The organism is Ottowia pentelensis, assembly GCF_964341695.1.
In genome coordinates this window covers 2,709,596-2,729,684 of sequence record NZ_OZ224513.1, presented here as the reverse complement: position 1 = coordinate 2,729,684, position 20,089 = coordinate 2,709,596, and the positions used below count along the sequence as shown (strand labels likewise).

Sequence of the window (20,089 nt, the reverse complement as noted above, 5' to 3'; positions counted from 1 at the left end):
GCGCGCCGTCTCCAGGCGCGAAAGTTCTCAGCGCCGGGTGACGAACAGCACCAGCATGCACAGGCCCCCGACGACGCCCAGGGCGACCAGGAAGCTGAGGCCCGCCGTGAAGCTGCCGCCGTTGCTGGCGATCAGGTAACCCACCAGGGCCGGGATGCCGGCCGAACCCAGGCTGGCCACGCCGTTCATCACGCCGGCGGCCACGCCGACGGAGGCCTTGGCGACGATGGCCTGCATCATGGTCCAGTAGGTTGCCAGGCCGATGCCCAGCGAAGCGATGGCGGCCGTCATGGCCAACGCGCTGGTGGTGTTGTCGGCGGCGTGCACGCTGGCCCAGATGCCAGCCGCGGCGCCGAACAGCGCAATCACCGGCAGGATGGCCTTGTTGCGCTGCATGCGGTCGGCCACGATGCCGGCGATGATGATGGTGACCACGCCCGCCACGTAGGGCAGCGTGGCGAGCGAACCCATCTGCGCCCACGAGAAGCCGCGCGCGGTCTTCAGGTAGGCCGGCAGCCAGGCCAGCACGCCCCAGAACATGCCCGCCGAGCACAGGAAGGCCACCACGATCAGCCAGTAGCGCATGTCGCGCAGGAAGGCGAACGAGGACTGGCCCGGCGTGCTGGCCTGCTGCTCGGCGCGCAGGCCGGCCTCGATGTATTCGACCTCGGCGGCGTTGGCGAAGCGGCTGCCGCGCGGCTCGTCGCTGGTGAAGAACCACACCAGGGTCAGCGGAATCAGGCTCAGCAGCACCAGCACGAAAAAGCTGGCGCGCCAGCCCGCGCCCGCCACCACGGCGGTGATCAGGGGGATGGCGATCATCGGCCCGACCGTGATGCCCAGCAGCCAGGCCGAGTTGGCGCGCGCGCGCTCGCTGGGCGGAAACCAGTTTTTCACGAAGGTGCTTTGCATCGGCCAGTGCAGGCCCTCGCCCAGGCCCAGCAGCACGCGGGTGGCCAGCAGCATGCCGAAACTGCCGGCCAGGCCGCCCAGCGCCACCGACACGGCCCACAGCAGGATGGACAGGGCCATGGCCTTGCGCGGCCCCAGCCAGTTGCCGATGGGCGTGAGCACGATGTTGCCGATGCCGTAGGCAAACAGGAAAAGCGACATCAACATGCCCATCTTCACCGGCTGGCCGGCAATGCCCATGCTGTCCAGGAAGGTTGGATCGGCCACCAGCACCGAGACGTTGACGCGATCGAAGTACGAGATCAACAGGGTGACGAAAAGGATGACGGCCAGCCCCACGCGGGCGCGCGTGGGTCGGGCGGTGGTGGCCGAGGTGGCCGCGATGGATGACATGGAGAACTCCGGGGAAAGGGGCGGGAGGAGGGCGAGCGGTGCAGGCAGCCGCAACGATAGGCGGGGCGCCCGGATACTGTCTAATACCGATCGATGCGTGCTCGATACCGAATGAGTATGGCGAGCAAGAAGCCAACCAGGAGAGCCGGCCGATGGAGCTCAAGCAGATGCGCCAGTTTCTGGCGGTGGCCGAGGAGCGCAACTTCACGCGCGCCGCCGAGCGGCTGCACATGGCCCAGCCGCCGCTGACGCGGCAGATCCGCGCGCTGGAGGACGAGTTGGGCACCGCGCTGTTCCTGCGCATGCCCCGGGGCGCGGAGCTGACCGAGGCCGGCGCAGCGCTGCTGGAGGAGGCGCCCAACCTGCTGGCGCTGGCGCAACGCGCGCGCGAACGCACGCAACTGGCCGGCCAGGGGCGCAGCGGGCGGCTCGACGTCGGCGTGTTCGGCTCGGGCGTGCTCGAGGTGATCCCGCGCCTGCTGGCGCGCTTTCACGCGCTGCGGCCCGGCGTGCGCATCGTGCTGCACAGCCAGACCAAGGACGAGCAGATCGACGCGCTGCGCGAGCGGCGCATCGCCGTCGGCTTCAACCGCCTGGTGCCGCCGGCCAGCGACCTGGTGATTGAAACCGTGCTGCGCGAGAGCGTGGTCGTCGCGTTGCCCAGGCGCCACAACTTGGCCAAGCGCAAGCGCCTGACCCTGGCCGACCTGGCCGGGGAGCCGATCATCCTCTACCTCAGCCAGCCGCTGCCCGGCATGGCGCAGCGCGTGGCGGCCGCCTTTGCGCACGAGGGCGTGCCCCTGCACGTCGAGCAGGAGGTCGAGGGCGTGCTGACGGCCATGGCGCTGGTGGCCGGTGGTTTCGGCCTGTGCCTGGCCGCCGCGGCGAGCACCAGCCTGCGCCTGCCCGGCGTGGTCTATCGCCCGCTCGACAGCGATGCGCTGCGCGACCTCGAACTGGCCTGCCTGTATCGCCGGGGCGATGCGTCGCCGGTGCTGGCCGCGTTTCTGGACGTGGTCCACGAGTTCGCGCAGCAGCAGGATGGGCCGAGCCTGCGTCGGCCTCGACGTGGGCGAGCGCTGGCGACAGGCGGGCGCTGAGGCCCGCACGCCAAGGCTCCGGCGCATCTGATGCGGCCGTGCGCGGCTGGCTGGGGTCTATCCGCCGGGTGCCAGGAGGGATTGATCGCGCAGGCGTATGTCGGCGCGCGGCGATGTGTCGAATGCACCCACATGCCGCGCCAGCGCCCCCGCCGTGAAGGGCTGCTCGGCCGCCCAATGATCGGCGACCCAGCCATGCCGATAGACCGCATCGGCCGCCGCCTGGGGCGCGCTTTGCCCGGCGGCCAGGTGCGCGCCGATCAGCCCGGCCAGCACGTCGCCGGTGCCGGCGGTGGCCAGGCGGGCGTTGCCGGTGGGGTTGATGACCGGCGGCTGCCCGGGCGTGGCGATGACGCTGCCCGAGCCCTTGAGCACCACGGTGCAGGCAAAGCGCTCGGCCAGTTGCGTGGCGGCCTGCAGGCGGCCTTGTTGCACCTGGGCAGAGGTGCTGCCCAGCAGGCGCGCGGCTTCGAGCGGGTGGGGCGTCAGCACGGTGGCCTGGCCGGCGGGGGCGCGTTGGCGCAGGGCGGCTTGCAGCGCGGCGTCGGCGGCGATGACGTTGAGCGCGTCGGCGTCCAGCACCGCACGCGGCGCGGCGTGCAGCACGGCGGGCAGCACGGCGGAGACCGCGTCGCCGCCGCCGCAGCCGCACACCACCGTGAGCGCTGGCAGTTCCAACCGCTCGAAGCGGCGCAGCATCAGCTCGGGCTGGCTGGCGATGTGGGTCATTTGGCCATCGTCCAGCAGGCTGAGCAGCACGCGGCCGGCGCCCCCGTGCAGCGCGGCGCTGGCGGCCAGCAGGGCGGCGCCGGTCATGCCCAGGCCGCGCGCGGCCAGGCCCTCGCCGCCGACGATGGCGACGTCGCCGAAGCTGCCCTTGTGGCTGGCGTGCGGGCGCGGCGCGGCGGTGGGTGCGGCGTTCAGCCAGGCGCTGGGCGGCTCGGCGTCGCGCAGGTTGGCGGGCAGGCCCAGGTCGTCGAACCAGATCGCGCCGCTCGCGTCGCGGCCGTGGGCGGTGAACAGGCCGGGCTTGAGGGTGAGCAGGCTCAAGGTGTGGTGCGGCGGTGGCAACGGTTTCAAGCCAAATTGGCCTGCAGCGCTTGCTGGATCAGCGCGAGCAGCTATTATTTCAGTAGTTACCGGCGTCCGCATCCAGCCCGTGTCGGCATTCAGCCCGGTGGGCACATCGACCGCCAGCACCGGCGCGGGGCTGGCATGCAGTTGTTGCAGCCAGTCGGCCATGCGGCCGCCGGGCGCGCGCGTGGCGCCGATGCCCAGCAGCGCGTCGATGGCCAGGTCCTGCGGACCCAGGTCGGCCGGTGGCTGCTCGGCAAACATCACGCCGGCCTGCACGGCGCGCTGCCACGAGGCGCGCGCATCGGGCGGCGCCGTGTCGGGCCTGCCCAGCCAAGTGACGACGGGGTTCAGGCCCCAGGCGTGCAGGTGCAGGGCGGCCTCCAGCCCGTCGCCGCCGTTGTTGCCGGGGCCGGCGGCGATCCAGACGCGGCGCGCGTGCGGCGCCAGCGCCAGCGCCAGGCGCGCGGTGGCCAGGCCGGCGCGCTGCATCAGGGTGTGCGGGGGCAGGGCGCTGGCCGCGGCGTGCTCGATGCGGCGGGTGGCGGCGCTGTCGTGCAGCGCCAGCGGGTGCGTGCTGCGAACCAGGGTGGGCATGGCGCAGCCATTGTGCCCGCGCGGCGGGCGCGCCGTCAGCCACGGCGGGCACGCCGTCAGTGGTAGCGCGCCACGTCGAAGCCGCGGGCGTCGATGGCGGGCTGGCGGCCGGCGATCTGGTCGGCCAGCACGCGGGCCGAGCCGCAGGACAACGCCCAGCCGCTGGAGCCGTGCCCCACGTTGAGCCACAGGCCCGGCACGCCGCTGGCGCCGATCAGCGGCGGGCCGTCGGGCAGCATGGGGCGCGCACCCTTCCACACCTGCACGGCGCCGGTGCGGCGCGCGGCGCCGGGAAACCAGTCGTCCAGCACCTTGTACAGCGTCTGCACGGCGCGCCCGTTGACGGCGTCGGGCCGGCCGCCGATCTCGGCCGAGCCGGCCACGCGCACGCGCTGGCCCAGGCGCGAGATGGCGACCTTGTAGCGCTCGTCCATCACGCCGCTGCGCGGGCCCAGGTCAGGGTCGGGCATGTGCGCGCTGACCGAGTAGCCGTACACCGGCCGCAGCGGCACGCGCAGGCCCAGCGGCGCCAGCCAGGCGGCCGAGCGCACGCCCGCGCACAGCACCACGGCGTCGAAGCGCGCGCTGCCGCCGTCCCACCGCAGCGTGGTCGGCGCGGCGGCGCTGGGCGCCGGCACGGCGGTGTCGAAGCAGAACTGCGCGCCCAGCGTCTGCGCCGCGTCGCGCAGGATGACGGCGAACTGGCGGCAGTTGCCCACCTCGTCCTGCGGCAGGTGGATGGCGCCCGCCAGCGGCGTGTCGGGCTTGAGCGCGGGCTCGATGCGGCGCGCCTGCTCGCCGTCGATTTCGTGAAACACCACGCCGGCCTCGCGCAGCAGCGCCAGGCCGGGCTGCACGATGCGCTGCTCGGGCTCGCCGCGCAGCAGCACCAGGTAGCCCTGGCTGCGGTCGAACTCGTACTGCATGCGCGCGGCCACCTCGTGCAGGCGCTGGCGGCTGTAGAAGGCCAGGCGCTGCAGTTGCGCGCGGTGGGCGGCGTAGTGGCCGGCCTCGCAGGCGCGCAGCCAGCGGCGCATCCAGGCCAGGTCGGCCATGGCCAGCGGCCGTGCCACGCGCACCGGGGCGTGGCGCGCCAGCAGGTGGCCGATGACCTTGGCCGGCATGCCCGGCGCGGCCCAGGGCGTGACATAGCCCGGCGCCAGCACGCCGGCGTTGGCGAAGCTGGCGCCCTCGGCCACGCTGGCGTGGCGCTCGAAGACGGTGACTTGGTGGCCATCAAAGGCCAGTTCGTACGCGGTGGCGACGCCGATGATGCCGGCGCCGATGATGGCAATGTTCATGGGGCGGCCGAACGCGGGTGGGCGCGTGCTAAAATCTTTAGGTTTTGCAGTTCGCTGGGCATGTCGCCCGGCCCGGCAAAGCAAATCGCAAACCGGCCCTCACGAGGTGTCGCCCCGGCCTGAAACACGGCGCCAGGGGCGATGAGCGGGCCGGATTTTAGACCCAACCTTGCAAAGGCAAATCATGTCCGTCACCATGCGTGAAATGCTGGAAGCCGGTGTCCACTTCGGGCACCAGACGCGCTTCTGGAACCCCAAGATGGCCCCGTATATCTTCGGCCATCGCAACAAGATCCACATCATCAACCTGGAAAAATCGCTGCCGATGTTCCAGGAGGCGCAAAAGTTCGCGCGCCAGCTGGCGGCCAACCGCGGCACCGTGCTGTTCGTGGGCACCAAGCGCCAGGCGCGCGAGATCGTGGCCGAGGAGGCCCGCCGCGCCGGCATGCCCTACGTCGACCAGCGCTGGCTGGGCGGCATGCTGACCAACTTCAAGACCGTCAAGACCTCCATCAAGCGCCTGAAGGACATGAAGGCACAGCAGGAAGGCGGCCTGGACGCGATGAGCAAGAAGGAGCAGCTCATGTTCACGCGCGAGATCGCCAAGCTCGAGCGCGACATCGGCGGCATCCAGGACATGGCCGCGCTGCCCGACGCCATCTTCGTGATCGACGTGGGCTACCACAAGATCGCCGTCTCCGAGGCGCAAAAGCTGGGCATTCCGCTGATCGGCGTGGTGGACTCCAACCACAACCCGGTGGGCATCGACTACGTCATCCCTGGCAACGACGACTCGGCCAAGGCCGTGACGCTGTACGCCCGCGGCATGGCCGACGCCGTGCTCGAAGGCAAGGCCAACGCCGTCAATGACGTGGTCAAGGCCGTGGCCGCCGAAGGCAGCGACGAATTCGTCGAAGTGCAGGACGGCGCCGCCTGAGCGTTCCCTCCGGCCGCGCGCCCCGCGGCTGACGGCAAAGGGGCCCCGCAGCCCCTTTTTTCAATTCTTTCGGCCGCCTGCGAGCGCGGCCCCGAACACACTGGAGAAGCACACATGGCAGCAATCACCGCAAGCATGGTCGCCGAACTGCGCGCCAAGACCGACGCCCCCATGATGGAATGCAAGAAGGCCCTGACCGAGGCCGACGGCGACATGGCCAAGGCCGAGGAGCTGCTGCGCGTCAAGCTGGGCACCAAGGCCGGCAAGGCCGCCAGCCGCGTCACCGCCGAAGGCGTGATCGCCGCGCACATCGAAGGCAGCACCGGCGCGATGCTCGAGGTCAACTGCGAGACCGACTTCGTCACCAAGAACGACATGTTCATCGCCATGGCCAACGCCGCCGCCCGCCTGGTGGCCGAGAAAAACCCCGCCGACGTTGCCGCGCTGGGCGCGCTGGCGTACGAGCAGGACGGCTACGGCCCCACGCTGGAAGACGTGCGCAAGGGCCTGATCGGCAAGATCGGCGAGAACATGAGCTTTCGCCGCTTCGTGCGCAAGGCCGGCGGCGGCCAGCTGACCAGCTACCTGCACGGCACGCGCATCGGCGTGCTGGTCGAATACTCGGGCGACGAGGCCGCCGCGCGCGACGTCGCCATGCACGTGGCCGCCATGAAGCCCAAGGCGCTGACCGCCGCCGACGTGCCGGCCGAACTGGTCGAGACCGAGCGCAGCGTGGCGCAGGCCAAGGCCGCCGAGTCCGGCAAGCCGGCCGACATCGCCGCCAAGATGGTCGAAGGCTCGGTGCAGAAGTTCTTGAAGGAAGTGTCGCTGTTCAACCAGCCCTTCGTGAAGAACGACAAGCAGAGTGTGGAGCAGATGCTGAAGGAAAAGGCCACCCAGGTGCGCGGCTTCACGCTGTACGTGGTGGGCGAGGGCATCGAGAAGAAAGCCGACGACTTTGCCGCCGAGGTGGCCGCCCAGGTCGCCGCCGCGCAAGGCAAGGCCTGATTGGCCTGTCCCAGCCGAGGGCGCGTCGCGCAGGCGGCGCGCCTTTGTCACGTCTGCCGGCCTGTCAGACGCTAAACTTGACGGGTTTAACGCCCGCCAGCCTGCCCATGACCAAAGCCAAACCCGCCCATCAACGCATTTTGCTCAAACTGTCCGGCGAGGCCCTGATGGGCGACGATGCCTTCGGCATCAACCGGGCGACGATCGAGCGCATCGTGGGCGAGATCGCCGAGGTCACGGGCATGGGCGTGCAGGTGGCGGTGGTGATCGGCGGCGGCAACATCTTTCGCGGCGTGGCCGGCGGCTCGGCCGGCATGGACCGCGCCACGGCCGACTACATGGGCATGCTGGCCACGGTGATGAACGCGCTGGCGCTGGCCGACGCCATGAACCACCAGGGCCTGGTGGCGCGCGTGATGTCCGCCATCGCCATCGAGCAGGTGGTCGAGCCCTACGTGCGGCCCAAGGCCCTGCAGTACCTGGAAGAAGGCAAGGTGGTGGTGTTCGCGGCCGGCACCGGCAACCCCTTTTTCACCACCGACACGGCGGCCGCGCTGCGCGGCGCCGAGATCGGCGCCGAGCTGGTGCTCAAGGCCACCAAGGTCGACGGCGTGTACACCGCCGACCCGCACAAGGACAAGACGGCCACGCGCTACGCCAAGCTCACGTTCGACGAGGCCATGAGCCGCAACCTGGGCATCATGGACGCCACCGCCTTCGCGCTGTGCCGCGACCAGAAGCTGCCGGTCAAGGTGTTTTCCATCTTCAAGCCCGGTGCGCTCAAGGCCATCGTGCTGGGCAGCGACGAAGGCACACTGGTGCACGCCTGATTCGAGGAGTTTTTGACATGACGATCGCCGACATCAAGAAAAACGCGCAGGGCAAGATGGACCAGTCCATCGCCGCCTTCAAGCAGAACCTGACCAAGATCCGCACCGGCCGTGCCAACCCGGCGCTGCTGGACACCATCCACGTCGAGTACTACGGCAACCACGTGCCGCTGTCGCAGGTGGCCAACGTGTCGCTGCTGGACGCGCGCACCATCAGCGTGCAGCCGTGGGAAAAGGGCATGGGCGCCAAGATCGAGAAGGCAATCCGCGAAAGCGAGCTGGGCCTCAACCCATCCAACATGGGCGATTTGATCCGCGTGCCCATGCCGCCCATGAGCGAGGAGCGCCGCAAGGAGATGACCAAGGTCGTGCGCGCCGAGGGCGAGCAGTCCAAGATCGCCATCCGCAACCTGCGCCGCGACGCCAACGACGCCATCAAGAAGCTGGTCAAGGACAAGGAAGCCACCGAGGACGAGCAAAAGCGCTCGGAGGCCGAGATCCAGAAGGTCACCGACAAGCACGTGGGCGACATCGACGCGCTGGTTGCGGCCAAGGAAAAGGACATCCTCGAAGTGTGACTTCGGCGCGGGTTCCTGTCTCGATTCGTCCCATGCTCGCACGCACTGCCGCCAGCCGCCCGGCGGCCGTTCCCCGTCACATCGCCATCGTGATGGATGGCAACGGCCGCTGGGCCAAGCGGCGCCTGCTGCCGCGCATTGCCGGCCATCGCCAGGGCGTGGAGTCGCTGCGCCGCTGCATTCGCGCCTGCGCCGAGCGCGGCGTGCAGGCGCTGACGGTGTTCGCGTTCTCGTCCGAGAACTGGAATCGCCCGCCCGAGGAGGTCAGTGGCCTGATGGAGCTGATGGCCAAGGCGCTGGCGCGCGAGGTGCCCGAGCTGCGGCAAAACGGCATCCGCCTGCGCTTCGTGGGCGAGCGCGCCAGCCTGTCCGAGCGCATGAAGGCGGGCCTGGCCGAGGCCGAGGCCGCCACCGCCGCCGGTACCGGCATGGGCCTGAACGTGTGCTTCAACTACGGCGGGCGCTGGGACATCGCGCAGGCCGCCGCCGGCCTGGCCGCCCGCGGCGAGCCGATCACCGAAGCCGCGCTGGCCGGCGCCATGGCGCTGGCGCACGTGCCCGACCCGGATCTGCTGATCCGCACCGGCGGCGAGCAGCGCATCAGCAACTTCCTGCTGTGGCAGTGCGCCTACAGCGAGCTGTACTTCAGCGACACGCTGTGGCCCGACTTCGACGAGGCCGCGCTGGACGAGGCGCTGGCGGCCTACGCCGCGCGCGAGCGCCGTTTCGGCCAGACCTCCGAGCAGGTCGCCGCCCCGCCGCAGGCCGCGGCGGGCTGAGGGCGTCTCGACATGCTGCTGCCCCGCATCCTGACCGCGCTGGTGCTGCTGGCGATCCTGTTGCCGGCGCTGTTTGCCGCCGCGCCCGAGCCCTTCATCGGCCTGACCCTGCTGTTCATCGCCGCCGCCGCCTGGGAGTGGGCGCGCCTGAACGGCGTGACCGGCGCGCGGGCGCTGGCCACCGGCGTGCTGTGCGCCGCGCTGTGCGCCGGCCTGTGGGGCATGGGGCTGGTGCAGCGGCCGCTGCCTGGGGTGTGGATGGTTGCCGGCGCGGCCTGGGTGCTGGGCGGCATCTGGCTGCTGGGGCGTGGCGTGGCGGGCTGGCCGCGGCTGCCGCGCGCGCTGCGCTGGGCGCTGGGCCTGGCCATGCTGTGCACCGCCTGGCTGGCGCTGGCGCAGGCGCGGCGCGTGGGCGTCAATTTCTTGCTGTCGGTGCTGGTGCTGGTGTGGGCCGCCGACATCTTTGCCTACTTTGCCGGCCGCGCGCTGGGCGGGCGCTTCACGCGGGGGCGCAAGCTGGCGCCCAGCATCAGCCCGGGCAAGAGCTGGGAAGGCGTGTGGGGCGGCATGCTGGGCGTGCTGCTGGTCGGCGCGTGCTGGATCGCCTACGACCGCGCGCACCCTGAGGCGGCGCCCAGCCTGTACAGCCGGCTCCATGAATTCGGCTTGGCGGGCCTGGTGCTGGGCATCGTGTTTCTGGCCGCCATGAGCGTGGTGGGCGACCTGATCGAGTCGCTGGTCAAGCGCAGCGCCGGCATGAAGGATTCGAGCCAACTGCTGCCCGGCCACGGCGGCGTGCTGGACCGCATCGACGCGCTGCTGCCCACGCTGCCGCTGGCCATGCTGGCGGCGACGCTGGTGTCGAGGTTCGCATGACGGCGCGCCAGCGCATCGCCGTGCTGGGCAGCACCGGCTCGATCGGCGTGAACACGCTGGACGTGGTGGCGCGCCACCCCGAGCGCTTCGAGGTGGTCGCACTGACGGCCGCCACGCGGGTGGACGCGATGCTGGCGCAGTGCGCGCGCTTTCGCCCGCGCCGGGCCGTGATGGCCAGCGCCGCTCATGCCGCCGAACTGGCGCGCAAATTGAAGGAAAATGGCCTTCCGACGCAGGTGGAGCAAGCGCCAGACGCTCTTGAATCAATAGCGTCGTCACCCGATGTCGATACCGTCATGGCCGCCATCGTCGGCGCCGCCGGCCTGGCGCCCTGCTTGGCGGCGGCGCGCGCCGGCAAGCGCCTGCTGCTGGCCAACAAGGAGGCGCTGGTGGTGGGCGGCGAGGTCTTTTTGCGTGCCGTGCGCGAAGGGGGTGCCACCCTGCTGCCGATCGACAGCGAGCACTCGGCGGTGTTCCAGTCGCTGCCCGAGGACCCGGCCACCTGGGCCGCGCGCGTCGACAAGATCATCCTGACCGCCTCGGGCGGGCCGTTTCGCACGCGCGAGCCCGCCACCCTGCGCGATGTGACGCCCGAACAGGCCTGCGCCCACCCGAACTGGGTGATGGGCCGCAAGATCTCGGTCGACTCTGCCACCATGATGAACAAGGCGCTGGAAGTGATCGAGGCGCGCTACCTGTTCGGCGTGGCGCCCGAGCAGATCGAGGTGGTGATCCACCCGCAAAGCGTGATTCATTCGATGGTGCAGTACCGGGACACCTCGGTGGTGGCGCAGCTGGGCACGCCCGACATGCGCGTGCCCATTGCCTACGGCCTGGCCTGGCCCGAGCGCATCGCCTCGGGCGCGCAGGCGCTGGACTTTCACGCCCTGCAGGGCCTCAGCTTCGAGGCCATCGACGGCGACGGGCACCGCGCGCGCTACCCCGGCCTGGCGCTGGCCTGGGAGGCCCTGCGCGCAGCGCCCGGCACCTGCGCGGTGCTGAACGCCGCCAACGAGGTGGCCGTTGCCGCCTTTCTGGATCGGCGCATCCGCTTCGACCAGATTCACCAGGTCAACCGCGCCACGCTGGACGCCGTGCAGCCCGAGCGCCCCGACACGCTGGCGGCGCTGCTGGCGCTGGACCAGCGTGCCCGCGGGCGGGCGGAACTTGCGGTGCGCGCCTGCAGTCCATGACGCATCGACGCCGCGCCGCGCGGGCGCCGGCAGGAGGACAATGCCAGCCATGCTGACCACCTTGATCGCCTTTCTGGCCGCCTTGGCGATCCTGATCGCCGTGCACGAATGGGGCCACTACCGCGTGGCCGTGGCCTGCGGCGTCAAGGTGCTGCGCTTTTCGATCGGCTTCGGGCCCACGCTGGCGCGCTGGAAGCCGCGCAAGCAGCACCCCGGCCAGGACACCGAATTCGTCATCGCCGCCTTTCCGTTGGGCGGCTACGTCAAGATGCTGGACGAGCGCGAGGCCGCCGTGGCGCCCGAGGAGCGCCACCAGGCCTTCAACACCCAGCCGCTCAAGTCGCGCGCGCTGGTGGTGGCCGCCGGCCCGGTGGCCAACTTGGTGCTGGCCGCGCTGCTGTACGCGCTGGTCAACTGGGTGGGGGTGGACGAGCCGCGCGCCGTGCTGGCGCCGCCGGTGGCCGGATCGCTGGCCGCCAAGGCCGGCATGCAGGGCGGCGACCTGGTGGAGCAGGGCGCGCTGGCCGGCGACGAGCTGGAGCCGCTGGCCTCGTTCGAGAGCCTGCGCTGGCTGCTGACGCGCGGCGCCCTGGACGGCCAGGACGTGGTGCTCGAGGTGGCCGCCGCCGCCGGCACCGGCCGCCACCACGAGCTGCGGCTGCCGCTGTCCGCGCTGGCGGGGCACGACCCCGACGCCAGCCTGTTTCGCGCCATCGGCATCACCGCGCCGCTGAGCCGCCCCTTGATCGGCGAGGTGGTGCCCGGCGGCGCGGCCGAGCGCGCGGGCCTGCAGCCGGGCGACCTGGTGCGGCGCATGGGCGACGTCGTGATCGACGACGGCCAGCAGCTGCGCGAGCGCATCCGCGCCTCGGCCCAGGATGGCGAGCCGCGCGCGAGTCAGTGGCAGATCGTGCGCGGCGACCAGGTGATGGACCTCACCGTGCGGCCCGACGTGGTGCAGGAGCAGGGCCAGCGCATCGGCCGCATCGGCGCCATGGTGGGCGGGGCGCCCGAGATGGTGCTGGTGCGCCTGGGGCCCCTCGACGGGCTGTGGTCGGGCGTCTCGCGCGTGTGGGAGGTGTCGGCGCTGTCGCTGCGCCTGCTGGGGCGCATGGCGGTGGGCGAGGTGTCGCTGCGCAACCTCAGCGGCCCGATCGCCATCGCCGATTACGCGGGCAAGTCGGCCAGCCTGGGTTTGACGTATTACCTGGCCTTTCTGGCCTTCATCAGCGTCAGCCTGGGGGTGCTCAATCTGCTGCCGATTCCCGTCTTGGACGGGGGGCACCTGATGTATTATCTTTGGGAGGCGGTGACGGGCAAGGCAGTCACCGGCGTCTGGCTGGAACGCCTGCAATACGTCGGCATGGCTTTGCTGCTGAGCATGATGGCGATCGCGATGTTCAACGACATCGCCAACCGGTTGGGCTGATTGATTTTTCTCCACGTCGCGGCCTTCAGCAGGCCGCTTGTTTTGCTGCATTCATGAAACGTTCAGCTCATCGCCTGCACCTGCGTGCCACGGCCGTCCTGGTTTCCCTGGCCTTCGCCGCGCAGCTGGCTTGGGCCGTGACGCCCTTCACCGTGCGCGACATTCGCATCGAGGGCCTGCAGCGCGTCGAGCCGGGCACGGTGTTCGCCTCGCTGCCGGTGCACATCGGCGACACCTACAACGACGACAAGGGCGCGGCGGCCATCCGCGCGCTGTTCGCGCTGGGCCTGTTCTCGGACGTGCGCCTGGAGACCAGCGGCGACGTGCTGGTGGTGGTGGTGCAGGAGCGCCCGACCATTGCCGCGGTCGACTTCGCCGGCAACAAGGAGTTCAGCAACGAGATTCTGCAGGGCGTGCTGCGCGATGCCGGCGTGACCTCGGGCCGCGCCTACGACCGCGCGCTGGCCGACCGCGCCGAGCAGGAGATCAAGCGCCAGTACATCAACCGCAGCCTGTACGGCGCCGAGGTGCAGACCACCGTCACGCCGACCGAGCGCAACCAGGTGCGCCTGACCTTCAACATCATCGAGGGGCGGCCGGCGCGCATCAAGGACATCAGCATTGTCGGCAACCACGCCTTCGACGAGGGCACGCTCAAGGACCTGTTCAACCTGGACACCGGCGGCTGGCTGGCCTGGTACACCAAGAGCGACCAGTATTCGCGCAGCAAGCTCAACGCCGACCTGGAGGCGCTGCGCTCGTACTACCTCAACCGCGGCTACCTCGATTTCAAGATCGACTCCACCCAGGTCGCCATCTCGCCCGACAAGCAGTCGATCTCGATCACCGTCAACGTCACCGAGGGCCAGCGTTTCGTGGTCTCGGGCGTGTCCATCGACGGCAATCTGCTGGGGCGCGATGACGAGTTCAAGTCGCTCATCACCATCAAGCCGGGCGAGGCCTACAACGCCGAGCAGGTGGCCAACACCACCAAGGCCATCACCGACCAGCTGGGCAACTACGGCTACGCCTTCGCCAAGGTCGAGGCCGTACCCGACGTCGACCGCGCCAACAACCGCGTGGCGATCGAGCTGCGGGTCGACCCCGAGCGCCGCGCCTACGTGCGCCGCATCAACATCGCGGGCAACAACCGCACGCGCGACGAAGTCATCCGGCGCGAGTTTCGCCAGTACGAGTCGAGCTGGTACGACGCCGACAAGATCAAGCTCTCGCGCGACCGCGTCGACCGCCTGGGCTACTTCACCGAGCTGTCCATCACCACCGCCGAGGTGCCCGGCGCGCCCGACGAGGTCGACCTGAACGTCGAGGTCAAGGAAAAGCCCACCGGCAACATCTCGCTGGGCGCCGGCTACTCGTCGGCCGAAAAGCTCTCGTTCACCTTCGGCCTGTCGCAGGACAACGTGTTCGGCTCGGGCAACCGGCTCGACCTGCAGCTCAACACCGGCAAGTTCAACCGCACCGTGGTGGTCAGCGCCACCGACCCGTACTTCACCAACAACGGCGTCTCGCGCACGGTCGAGGTCTACTACAAGACGCAGAAGCCCTACCAGGACCAGGGCGGCAACTACACCCTGGTCACCATGGGCGCGGGCCTGAAGTTCGGCGTGCCGGTGACCGAGCTCGACACGGTCTACCTGGGCATGAACATCGAGCGCACGCGCATCAAGCCCGGCACCAACATCCCGGCCTCCTACCTGGACTACGCCAACCGCTTCGGCTACAGCAGCTCGGCCTTTCCCTTCACCCTGGGCTGGTCGCGCGACTCGCGCGACAGCGCGCTGGCGCCCAACTCGGGCCGCTACCAGCGCCTGATGGGCGAGCTGGGCCTGTTCGGCGATGCGCGCTACGCCAAGGCCAACTACCAGTACCAGCAGTACGTGCCGCTGTCCAAGGCCTATACCCTGGCCTTCAACGGCGAGGCCGGCTGGGGCAAGGGCCTGGGCGGACGGCCGTTCCCGGTGTTCAAGAACTTCTACTCCGGCGGCTTGGGTTCGGTGCGCGGCTACGACCAGGGCACCCTGGGCCCGCGCGACGTCACCGGCGCCTTCATCGGCGGCACGCGCAAGTTCACGCTCAACACCGAGCTGCTGACCCCCTTCCCCGGCGCCGGCAACGACCGCACGCTGCGCCTGTTCGCCTTCGTCGACGCCGGCGCGCTGTACGGCGACGGCGAGAAGATCAGCGGCAGCGCGCTGCGCTACTCCACCGGCATCGGCCTGTCCTGGATCTCGCCGCTGGGGCCGCTGCGCTTTGCCTGGGCCGTGCCCTTGCGCAAGCGCCCCGGCGATAGAATCCAGCGCCTGCAGTTTCAGATCGGAACCTCGTTTTGATGTCCCCCCTTGTTCGTCGTTTGTCGGTGGCCCTGCTCGCGGGTGCCGCCTTGTGCGCCCCGGTCGCCTGGGCGCAGGATGTGGCCCGCATCGCCTTTGTCAACACCGACCGCCTGCTGCGCGAGGCCGCGCCCGCCAAGGCCGCGCAGGCCAAGCTGGAGCAGGAGTTCTCCAAGCGCGAGAAGGAAATCGACGACGCCAGCCAGGCGCTCAAGAACGCGTCCGACCGCTTCGAGCGTGAGTCGCTCACGCTGAGCGACGGCCAGCGCCAGGCGCGCCAGCGCCAACTGGTCGACCAGGACCGCGAGCTGCAGCGCAAGCGCCGCGAGTTCCAGGAAGACCTGAACGCGCGCAAGCAGGAAGAGCTGCAGCAGATACTCGACCGCGCCAACCGCATCGTGCGCCAGCTGGCCGAGGCCGAGAAGTACGACGCCATCTTCCAGGAAGCGGTCTACATCAACCCGCGCCTGGACATCACCGACAAGGTGATCAAGGCGCTCAACGGCGGCAACGGCGGCAAGTGAGGGCGGCGCGCGCTGCCCCGGCCGGCCCCGCTGATCACCCCCACCCCCGCGCTCCCATGTCGCTGCGCATCGGAGCCATCGTCGAAGCCCTGGGCGGCGAGCTGCGGGGCGATGCCGATCGCGTGGTCACGCGGCTGGCGCCGCTCGAAAGCGCCCAGCCCGACGAGCTGAGCTTTCTGGTCGATCCGCGGTTGGCCCATCGGCTGGCCGACACGCATGCCGGCTGCATCATCGTCGGCCCCGCGGGCGCGGCAGCGGCCAGCCGGCGCGGCGACTGCATCGTGGCCGACAACCCGCACCTGTACTTCGCCCGCGTCACGCAGTTGTGGCGGCGCGCGCACGGCGGCACGCCGCGCGCCGGCGTGCACCCGACCGCAGTGGTGGAGGAGGGCGCCCGCATCGACCCCAGCGCCAGCATCGGCGCGCAGTGCTTCATCGGCCGCGGTGCGCGCATCGGCGCCGGCACCGTGCTCAAACCGCGCGTCACCGTGGGCGAGGACTGCGTCATCGGCGCGCGCGGCCTGATCCAGAGCGGCGCCGTGATCGGCGGCGACGGCTTCGGCTTTGCGCCCGACGAAGGACGCTGGGAGCGCATCGAGCAGCTGGGCGCGGTGCGCCTGGGCGACGACGTGGAGGTCGGCGCCAACACCTGCATCGACCGCGGCGCGCTGCAGGACACGGTGATCGAGGACGGCGTCAAGCTCGACAACCTGATCCAGATCGGCCACAACTGCCACATCGGCAAGCACACGGCCATGGCCGGCTGCGTGGGCGTGGCCGGCAGCGCGCGCATCGGCGCCCATTGCACGGTGGGCGGCGCGGGCATGATCCTGGGGCATCTGACGATCGTCGACCACGTGCACATCTCCTCGGCCTCCATCGTCACGCGCTCCATCCTCAAGCCGGGCCACTACACGGGCTTTTTCCCCATCGACGACAACGGCAGCTGGGAGAAGAACGCCGCTGCGCTCAAGCACATCCACGCGCTGCGCGATCGCGTGCGCGCGCTCGAAAAGCGGCTGGGCGGCCCGTCTCTTGCGTAGAATGGGCTGTCGCGCGGGCAGCTTCTGCGCCAATAGCTATTAAAATTGCAGCATTCGCCATGATGGACATCCACCGCATCCTCGAGAAACTGCCCCATCGCTACCCGTTTCTGCTGGTCGATCGGGTGCTCGACATCGACCTGCAGGCCAAGACGATCCGCGCCATCAAGAACGTCACCGTCAACGAGCCCTGCTTCACCGGCCACTTTCCCGGCCGCCCGGTGATGCCCGGGGTGCTGATGCTCGAAGCCATGGCCCAGTCCTGCGCGCTGCTCTCGTTCGAGACCGAGGGCGTGTCGCTGGGCGACAACCAGGTGTTTTATTTCGTCGGCATCGACGGCGCGCGCTTCAAGCGCCCGGTCGAGCCCGGCGACCAGTTGGTGCTGCATGCGGCGCTCGACCGCGCGCGCGCCGGCATCTACCGCTTCAACTGCAAGGCCATGGTGGGCGAGGAGGTGGCCTGCGAGGCCGCCATCATGTGCACCATGCGCGACGTGGGCTGATGGCGCCCCCCGGCCCGGCGATCCACCCGACCGCCCTGGTCGACCCCCAGGCCGAGCTTCATGCCTCGGTGCAGGTCGGGCCCTACGCCCTCATCGGCCCGCACGTGCGCATCGGCGCCGGCACCACCATCGGCGCGCACAGCGTGATCGAGGGCCACACCACCATCGGCGCCGACAACCGCATCTTCCAGTTCACCAGCATCGGCGCGCCGCCGCAGGACAAGAAGTACGCCGGCGAGCCCACGCGGCTCACCATCGGCGCCGGCAACACCATCCGCGAGTTCGTCACCATCAACACCGGTACCGTGCAGGATGCCGGCGTCACGCGCGTGGGCGACGACAACTGGGTCATGGCCTACGTGCACATCGCGCACGACTGCCAGGTGGGCGACCACACCATCCTGGCCAACTCGGTGCAGCTGGCCGGCCACGTGCACCTGGGCGACTGGGTGTTTCTGGGCGGCCTCACGGGCGTGCACCAGTTCGTGCGCGTCGGCGCGCACGCGATGACCGGCTTTCACACCCGGCTGGCGCAAGACCTGCCGCCCTTCGTCACCGCTGGCGGCAACCCGGCCGAGGCGCAGGGCATCAACGCCGAGGGCCTGCGCCGGCGCGGCTACACCCCCGAGCGCATCGCCATCGTCAAGCAGATGCACCGCCTGCTGTACCGGCGCGGCCTGACGCTGGAGGCCGCGCGCCAGCAGATCGAGGCGCTGCGCGGCGAGGTGGCGGAGGCCGATGCCGACATTGCGTCGATGCAAGCCTTCTTGAGCGCGGCGTCGCGCGGCATCGTGCGCTGAAGCCATGAGCGGCGAGCCGCGCCTGGCGCTGGTGGCGGGCGAGAGCTCGGGCGACCTGCTGGGCGGCCACCTGCTGGCCGCGCTGCGCGCGCGCTGGCCCGGCCTGCAGGCCGCCGGCATCGGTGGCGCCCAGATGGCGGCGCAGGGCTTTGCGGCCTGGTGGCCGATGGAGAAGCTGGCCGTGCGCGGCTACCTGGAGGTGCTGCCGCGCCTGCCCGAGCTGCTGCGCATGCGCCGCCAGCTGGGCGACCGCCTGCTGGCCGAGCGGCCGGATGCCTTCATCGGCATCGACGCGCCCGACTTCAACTTCGACCTGGAGGCGCGCCTGAAGGCCGGCGGCATCAAGACCCTGCACTTCGTCAGCCCCTCGTTCTGGGCCTGGCGACCCGAGAAGCTCATCAAGCTGAAGGCCGCCGCCGACCAGGTGCTGTGCCTGTTTCCGTTCGAGCCCGCCCTGCTGGCCGCGCACGGCATTGCGGCCACCTACGTCGGCCACCCGCTGGCCAGCGTGATCCCCATGCAGCCCGACCGCGCGGCCGCGCGCCAGGCGCTGGGCCTGCCCGCCAACGCCCCCGTGGTGGCGCTGTTGCCGGGCAGCCGCGCGGCCGAGATCGAGCATCTGGCCTCAAGATTTTTTCGGGCTGCAGCGCTGATCCAGAAAGCGCGACCAGCTACAAAATTCATAGTTCCGGCGGTGCCGCACCTGCTGGCCCGCGTGCAGGCGCTGGCGCGCGCCAGCGGCCTGGGCGCGGTGCTGCAGGTGCTGCCCGGCCAGTCGCATGCGGCGCTGGCGGCCTGCGACGTGACACTGATCGCCAGCGGCACCGCCACGCTGGAGGCGGCGCTGTTCAAGCGCCCCATGGTCATCGCCTACGCCATGCCGCGCCTGAGTCATGCGCTGATGCGCCGTCGGCGCCAGCTGCCCTGGGTGGGCCTGCCCAATGTGCTGTGCGCGCCGCCGGCCTGGCTGCAGCGGCCGGCGGGCCTGACGGCGCGGCAGGCCGCCGACCGGCCCGATGCGCCCTTCGTGGTGCCCGAGCTGCTGCAGGACGCCGCCACGCCCGATGCGCTGGCGCGCGCCGTGCTGGACTGGCTGGCCGCGCCTGAGAAAATGGCGGCCCTGCAGGCGCGCTTTGCCCGGCTCCACGACGAGTTGCGGCGCGACACCGCGCGCCTGGCCACCGATGCGATCCAAACGCTTCTTGCACGCTGAACAATCGCCCCTGGACTGGGACGCGCCGGGCCTGGTGGCCGGCGTGGACGAGGCCGGGCGCGGGCCGCTGGCCGGGCCGGTGGTGGCGGCGGCCGTGATCCTCGATCCGCGCCAGCCGATTGCCGGCCTGGCCGATTCCAAGAAGCTCACCGCGCTGCGGCGCGCGCGGCTGTACGACGAAATCCGCGCCAAGGCCCTGTGCTGCGCCGTGGCCGAGGCCAGCGTCGAGGAGATCGACCGCCTGAACATCCTGCAGGCCACGCTGCTGGCCATGCAGCGCGCCGTCGCCGGCCTGCGCCTGCCGCCGTCCAAGGTGCTGGTCGACGGCAACCGCCTGCCCAGGCTGACCATGCGCGCCGAGGCGGTGGTGGGCGGCGACGCGCGGGTGCCGGCCATCTCGGCGGCCTCGATCCTGGCCAAGGTGCATCGCGACCGCTGGTGCGCCGAGGTCGATGTCGAGTGGCCGCAATACGGCTTTGCCGCCCACAAGGGCTATGGCACGGCCGCGCACCTGGCGGCGCTGCAGGCGCTGGGCCCCTGCGCGCTGCATCGCCGCAGCTTCGCGCCGGTGGCGCGGGCCGCGGCACGCCACACGATCCCGGCATGAGCGCGCCGGGCCGCCCCAAGCGCGAATCCCGCAGCGCATGG

At 70.6% G+C, this 20,089-nt stretch carries 19 protein-coding genes; 16 read left to right on the top strand and 3 right to left on the bottom strand.

Features of this window, described 5'->3' with window-relative positions; genetic code table 11:
• Nucleotides 1–27 precede the first annotated feature (27 nt).
• The gene (locus ACWHMB_RS13185; protein ID WP_293225123.1) at nucleotides 28–1,305 is read right to left on the bottom strand and encodes an MFS transporter; all 1,278 of its coding nucleotides are present in this window, start codon (nucleotides 1,303–1,305) and stop codon (nucleotides 28–30) included.
• A 152-nt stretch (nucleotides 1,306–1,457) separates the two neighbouring features.
• On the opposite strand from ACWHMB_RS13185, the gene ACWHMB_RS13180 reads away from it, so the two are divergent.
• Nucleotides 1,458–2,405: a LysR family transcriptional regulator gene (locus ACWHMB_RS13180; protein ID WP_293225124.1), complete on the top strand. Its 948-nt coding sequence runs from the start codon at nucleotides 1,458–1,460 to the stop codon at nucleotides 2,403–2,405.
• A 57-nt stretch (nucleotides 2,406–2,462) separates the two neighbouring features.
• On the opposite strand, the gene ACWHMB_RS13175 is transcribed toward ACWHMB_RS13180, so the two are convergent.
• Nucleotides 2,463–4,076, bottom strand: coding sequence for an NAD(P)H-hydrate dehydratase (locus ACWHMB_RS13175; RefSeq protein ID WP_293225126.1), 1,614 nt, complete (start codon nucleotides 4,074–4,076; stop codon nucleotides 2,463–2,465).
• A 56-nt stretch (nucleotides 4,077–4,132) separates the two neighbouring features.
• A complete protein-coding gene (locus tag ACWHMB_RS13170) occupies nucleotides 4,133–5,377 on the bottom strand; it encodes a D-amino acid dehydrogenase (RefSeq protein WP_377478821.1) in 1,245 nt (414 codons plus the stop codon).
• A gap of 184 nt (nucleotides 5,378–5,561) precedes the next feature.
• Here ACWHMB_RS13170 and rpsB point away from each other — a divergent pair, with 184 nt between their 5' ends.
• From rpsB to rnhB, 15 genes are all read left to right on the top strand, one after another.
• Nucleotides 5,562–6,314, top strand: a complete 753-nt coding sequence (gene rpsB / locus ACWHMB_RS13165) for a 30S ribosomal protein S2 (protein WP_293225130.1) — start codon at nucleotides 5,562–5,564, stop codon at nucleotides 6,312–6,314.
• 114 nt (nucleotides 6,315–6,428) lie between these two features.
• Complete coding sequence (gene tsf / locus ACWHMB_RS13160; RefSeq protein WP_377478819.1) at nucleotides 6,429–7,322, top strand: translation elongation factor Ts; 894 nt, start codon at nucleotides 6,429–6,431, stop codon at nucleotides 7,320–7,322.
• A gap of 107 nt (nucleotides 7,323–7,429) precedes the next feature.
• The gene (gene pyrH / locus ACWHMB_RS13155; protein WP_293225134.1) at nucleotides 7,430–8,152 is read left to right on the top strand and encodes a UMP kinase; all 723 of its coding nucleotides are present in this window, start codon (nucleotides 7,430–7,432) and stop codon (nucleotides 8,150–8,152) included.
• A 17-nt stretch (nucleotides 8,153–8,169) separates the two neighbouring features.
• A complete protein-coding gene (gene frr / locus ACWHMB_RS13150; RefSeq protein ID WP_293225136.1) occupies nucleotides 8,170–8,730 on the top strand; it encodes a ribosome recycling factor in 561 nt (186 codons plus the stop codon).
• Nucleotides 8,731–8,762: 32 nt separating this feature from the next.
• Entirely contained in the window at nucleotides 8,763–9,509 is a 747-nt protein-coding gene (uppS, locus tag ACWHMB_RS13145; RefSeq protein ID WP_377478817.1) for a polyprenyl diphosphate synthase, read from the top strand.
• A 12-nt stretch (nucleotides 9,510–9,521) separates the two neighbouring features.
• Nucleotides 9,522–10,385 (top strand): phosphatidate cytidylyltransferase, encoded by an 864-nt coding sequence (locus ACWHMB_RS13140; RefSeq protein ID WP_377478815.1) that lies wholly within the window; start codon nucleotides 9,522–9,524, stop codon nucleotides 10,383–10,385.
• On the top strand, nucleotides 10,382–11,578 hold the full coding sequence (gene ispC, locus ACWHMB_RS13135; protein ID WP_377478813.1) for a 1-deoxy-D-xylulose-5-phosphate reductoisomerase: 1,197 nt from the start codon (nucleotides 10,382–10,384) through the stop codon (nucleotides 11,576–11,578). Before ACWHMB_RS13140 ends, ispC begins: the two co-directional genes overlap by 4 nt.
• Before the next feature lie 49 nt (nucleotides 11,579–11,627).
• Entirely contained in the window at nucleotides 11,628–13,007 is a 1,380-nt protein-coding gene (gene rseP, locus ACWHMB_RS13130) for an RIP metalloprotease RseP (protein WP_377478811.1), read from the top strand.
• Between the two features lie 53 nt (nucleotides 13,008–13,060).
• Nucleotides 13,061–15,358 carry an outer membrane protein assembly factor BamA gene (gene bamA, locus ACWHMB_RS13125; protein WP_377478809.1) on the top strand — a complete coding sequence of 766 codons (2,298 nt, stop codon included), beginning with the start codon at nucleotides 13,061–13,063 and terminating at the stop codon, nucleotides 15,356–15,358.
• Nucleotides 15,358–15,882, top strand: a complete 525-nt coding sequence (locus tag ACWHMB_RS13120; RefSeq protein ID WP_377478807.1) for an OmpH family outer membrane protein — start codon at nucleotides 15,358–15,360, stop codon at nucleotides 15,880–15,882. The genes bamA and ACWHMB_RS13120 overlap by 1 nt, the downstream gene beginning before the upstream one ends.
• A 56-nt stretch (nucleotides 15,883–15,938) precedes the next feature.
• Nucleotides 15,939–16,925 (top strand): UDP-3-O-(3-hydroxymyristoyl)glucosamine N-acyltransferase, encoded by a 987-nt coding sequence (gene lpxD, locus ACWHMB_RS13115; protein WP_377478805.1) that lies wholly within the window; start codon nucleotides 15,939–15,941, stop codon nucleotides 16,923–16,925.
• Between the two features lie 59 nt (nucleotides 16,926–16,984).
• Nucleotides 16,985–17,428: a 3-hydroxyacyl-ACP dehydratase FabZ gene (gene fabZ, locus ACWHMB_RS13110; RefSeq protein WP_293225037.1), complete on the top strand. Its 444-nt coding sequence runs from the start codon at nucleotides 16,985–16,987 to the stop codon at nucleotides 17,426–17,428.
• Nucleotides 17,428–18,228 carry an acyl-ACP--UDP-N-acetylglucosamine O-acyltransferase gene (gene lpxA / locus ACWHMB_RS13105; RefSeq protein WP_377478803.1) on the top strand — a complete coding sequence of 267 codons (801 nt, stop codon included), beginning with the start codon at nucleotides 17,428–17,430 and terminating at the stop codon, nucleotides 18,226–18,228. Before fabZ ends, lpxA begins: the two co-directional genes overlap by 1 nt.
• A gap of 4 nt (nucleotides 18,229–18,232) precedes the next feature.
• Nucleotides 18,233–19,441 (top strand): lipid-A-disaccharide synthase, encoded by a 1,209-nt coding sequence (lpxB, locus tag ACWHMB_RS13100; protein WP_447648557.1) that lies wholly within the window; start codon nucleotides 18,233–18,235, stop codon nucleotides 19,439–19,441.
• Nucleotides 19,413–20,048, top strand: coding sequence for a ribonuclease HII (gene rnhB, locus ACWHMB_RS13095; protein WP_377478799.1), 636 nt, complete (start codon nucleotides 19,413–19,415; stop codon nucleotides 20,046–20,048). The genes lpxB and rnhB overlap by 29 nt, the downstream gene beginning before the upstream one ends.
• The last annotated feature ends 41 nt before the right edge of the window (nucleotides 20,049–20,089 follow it).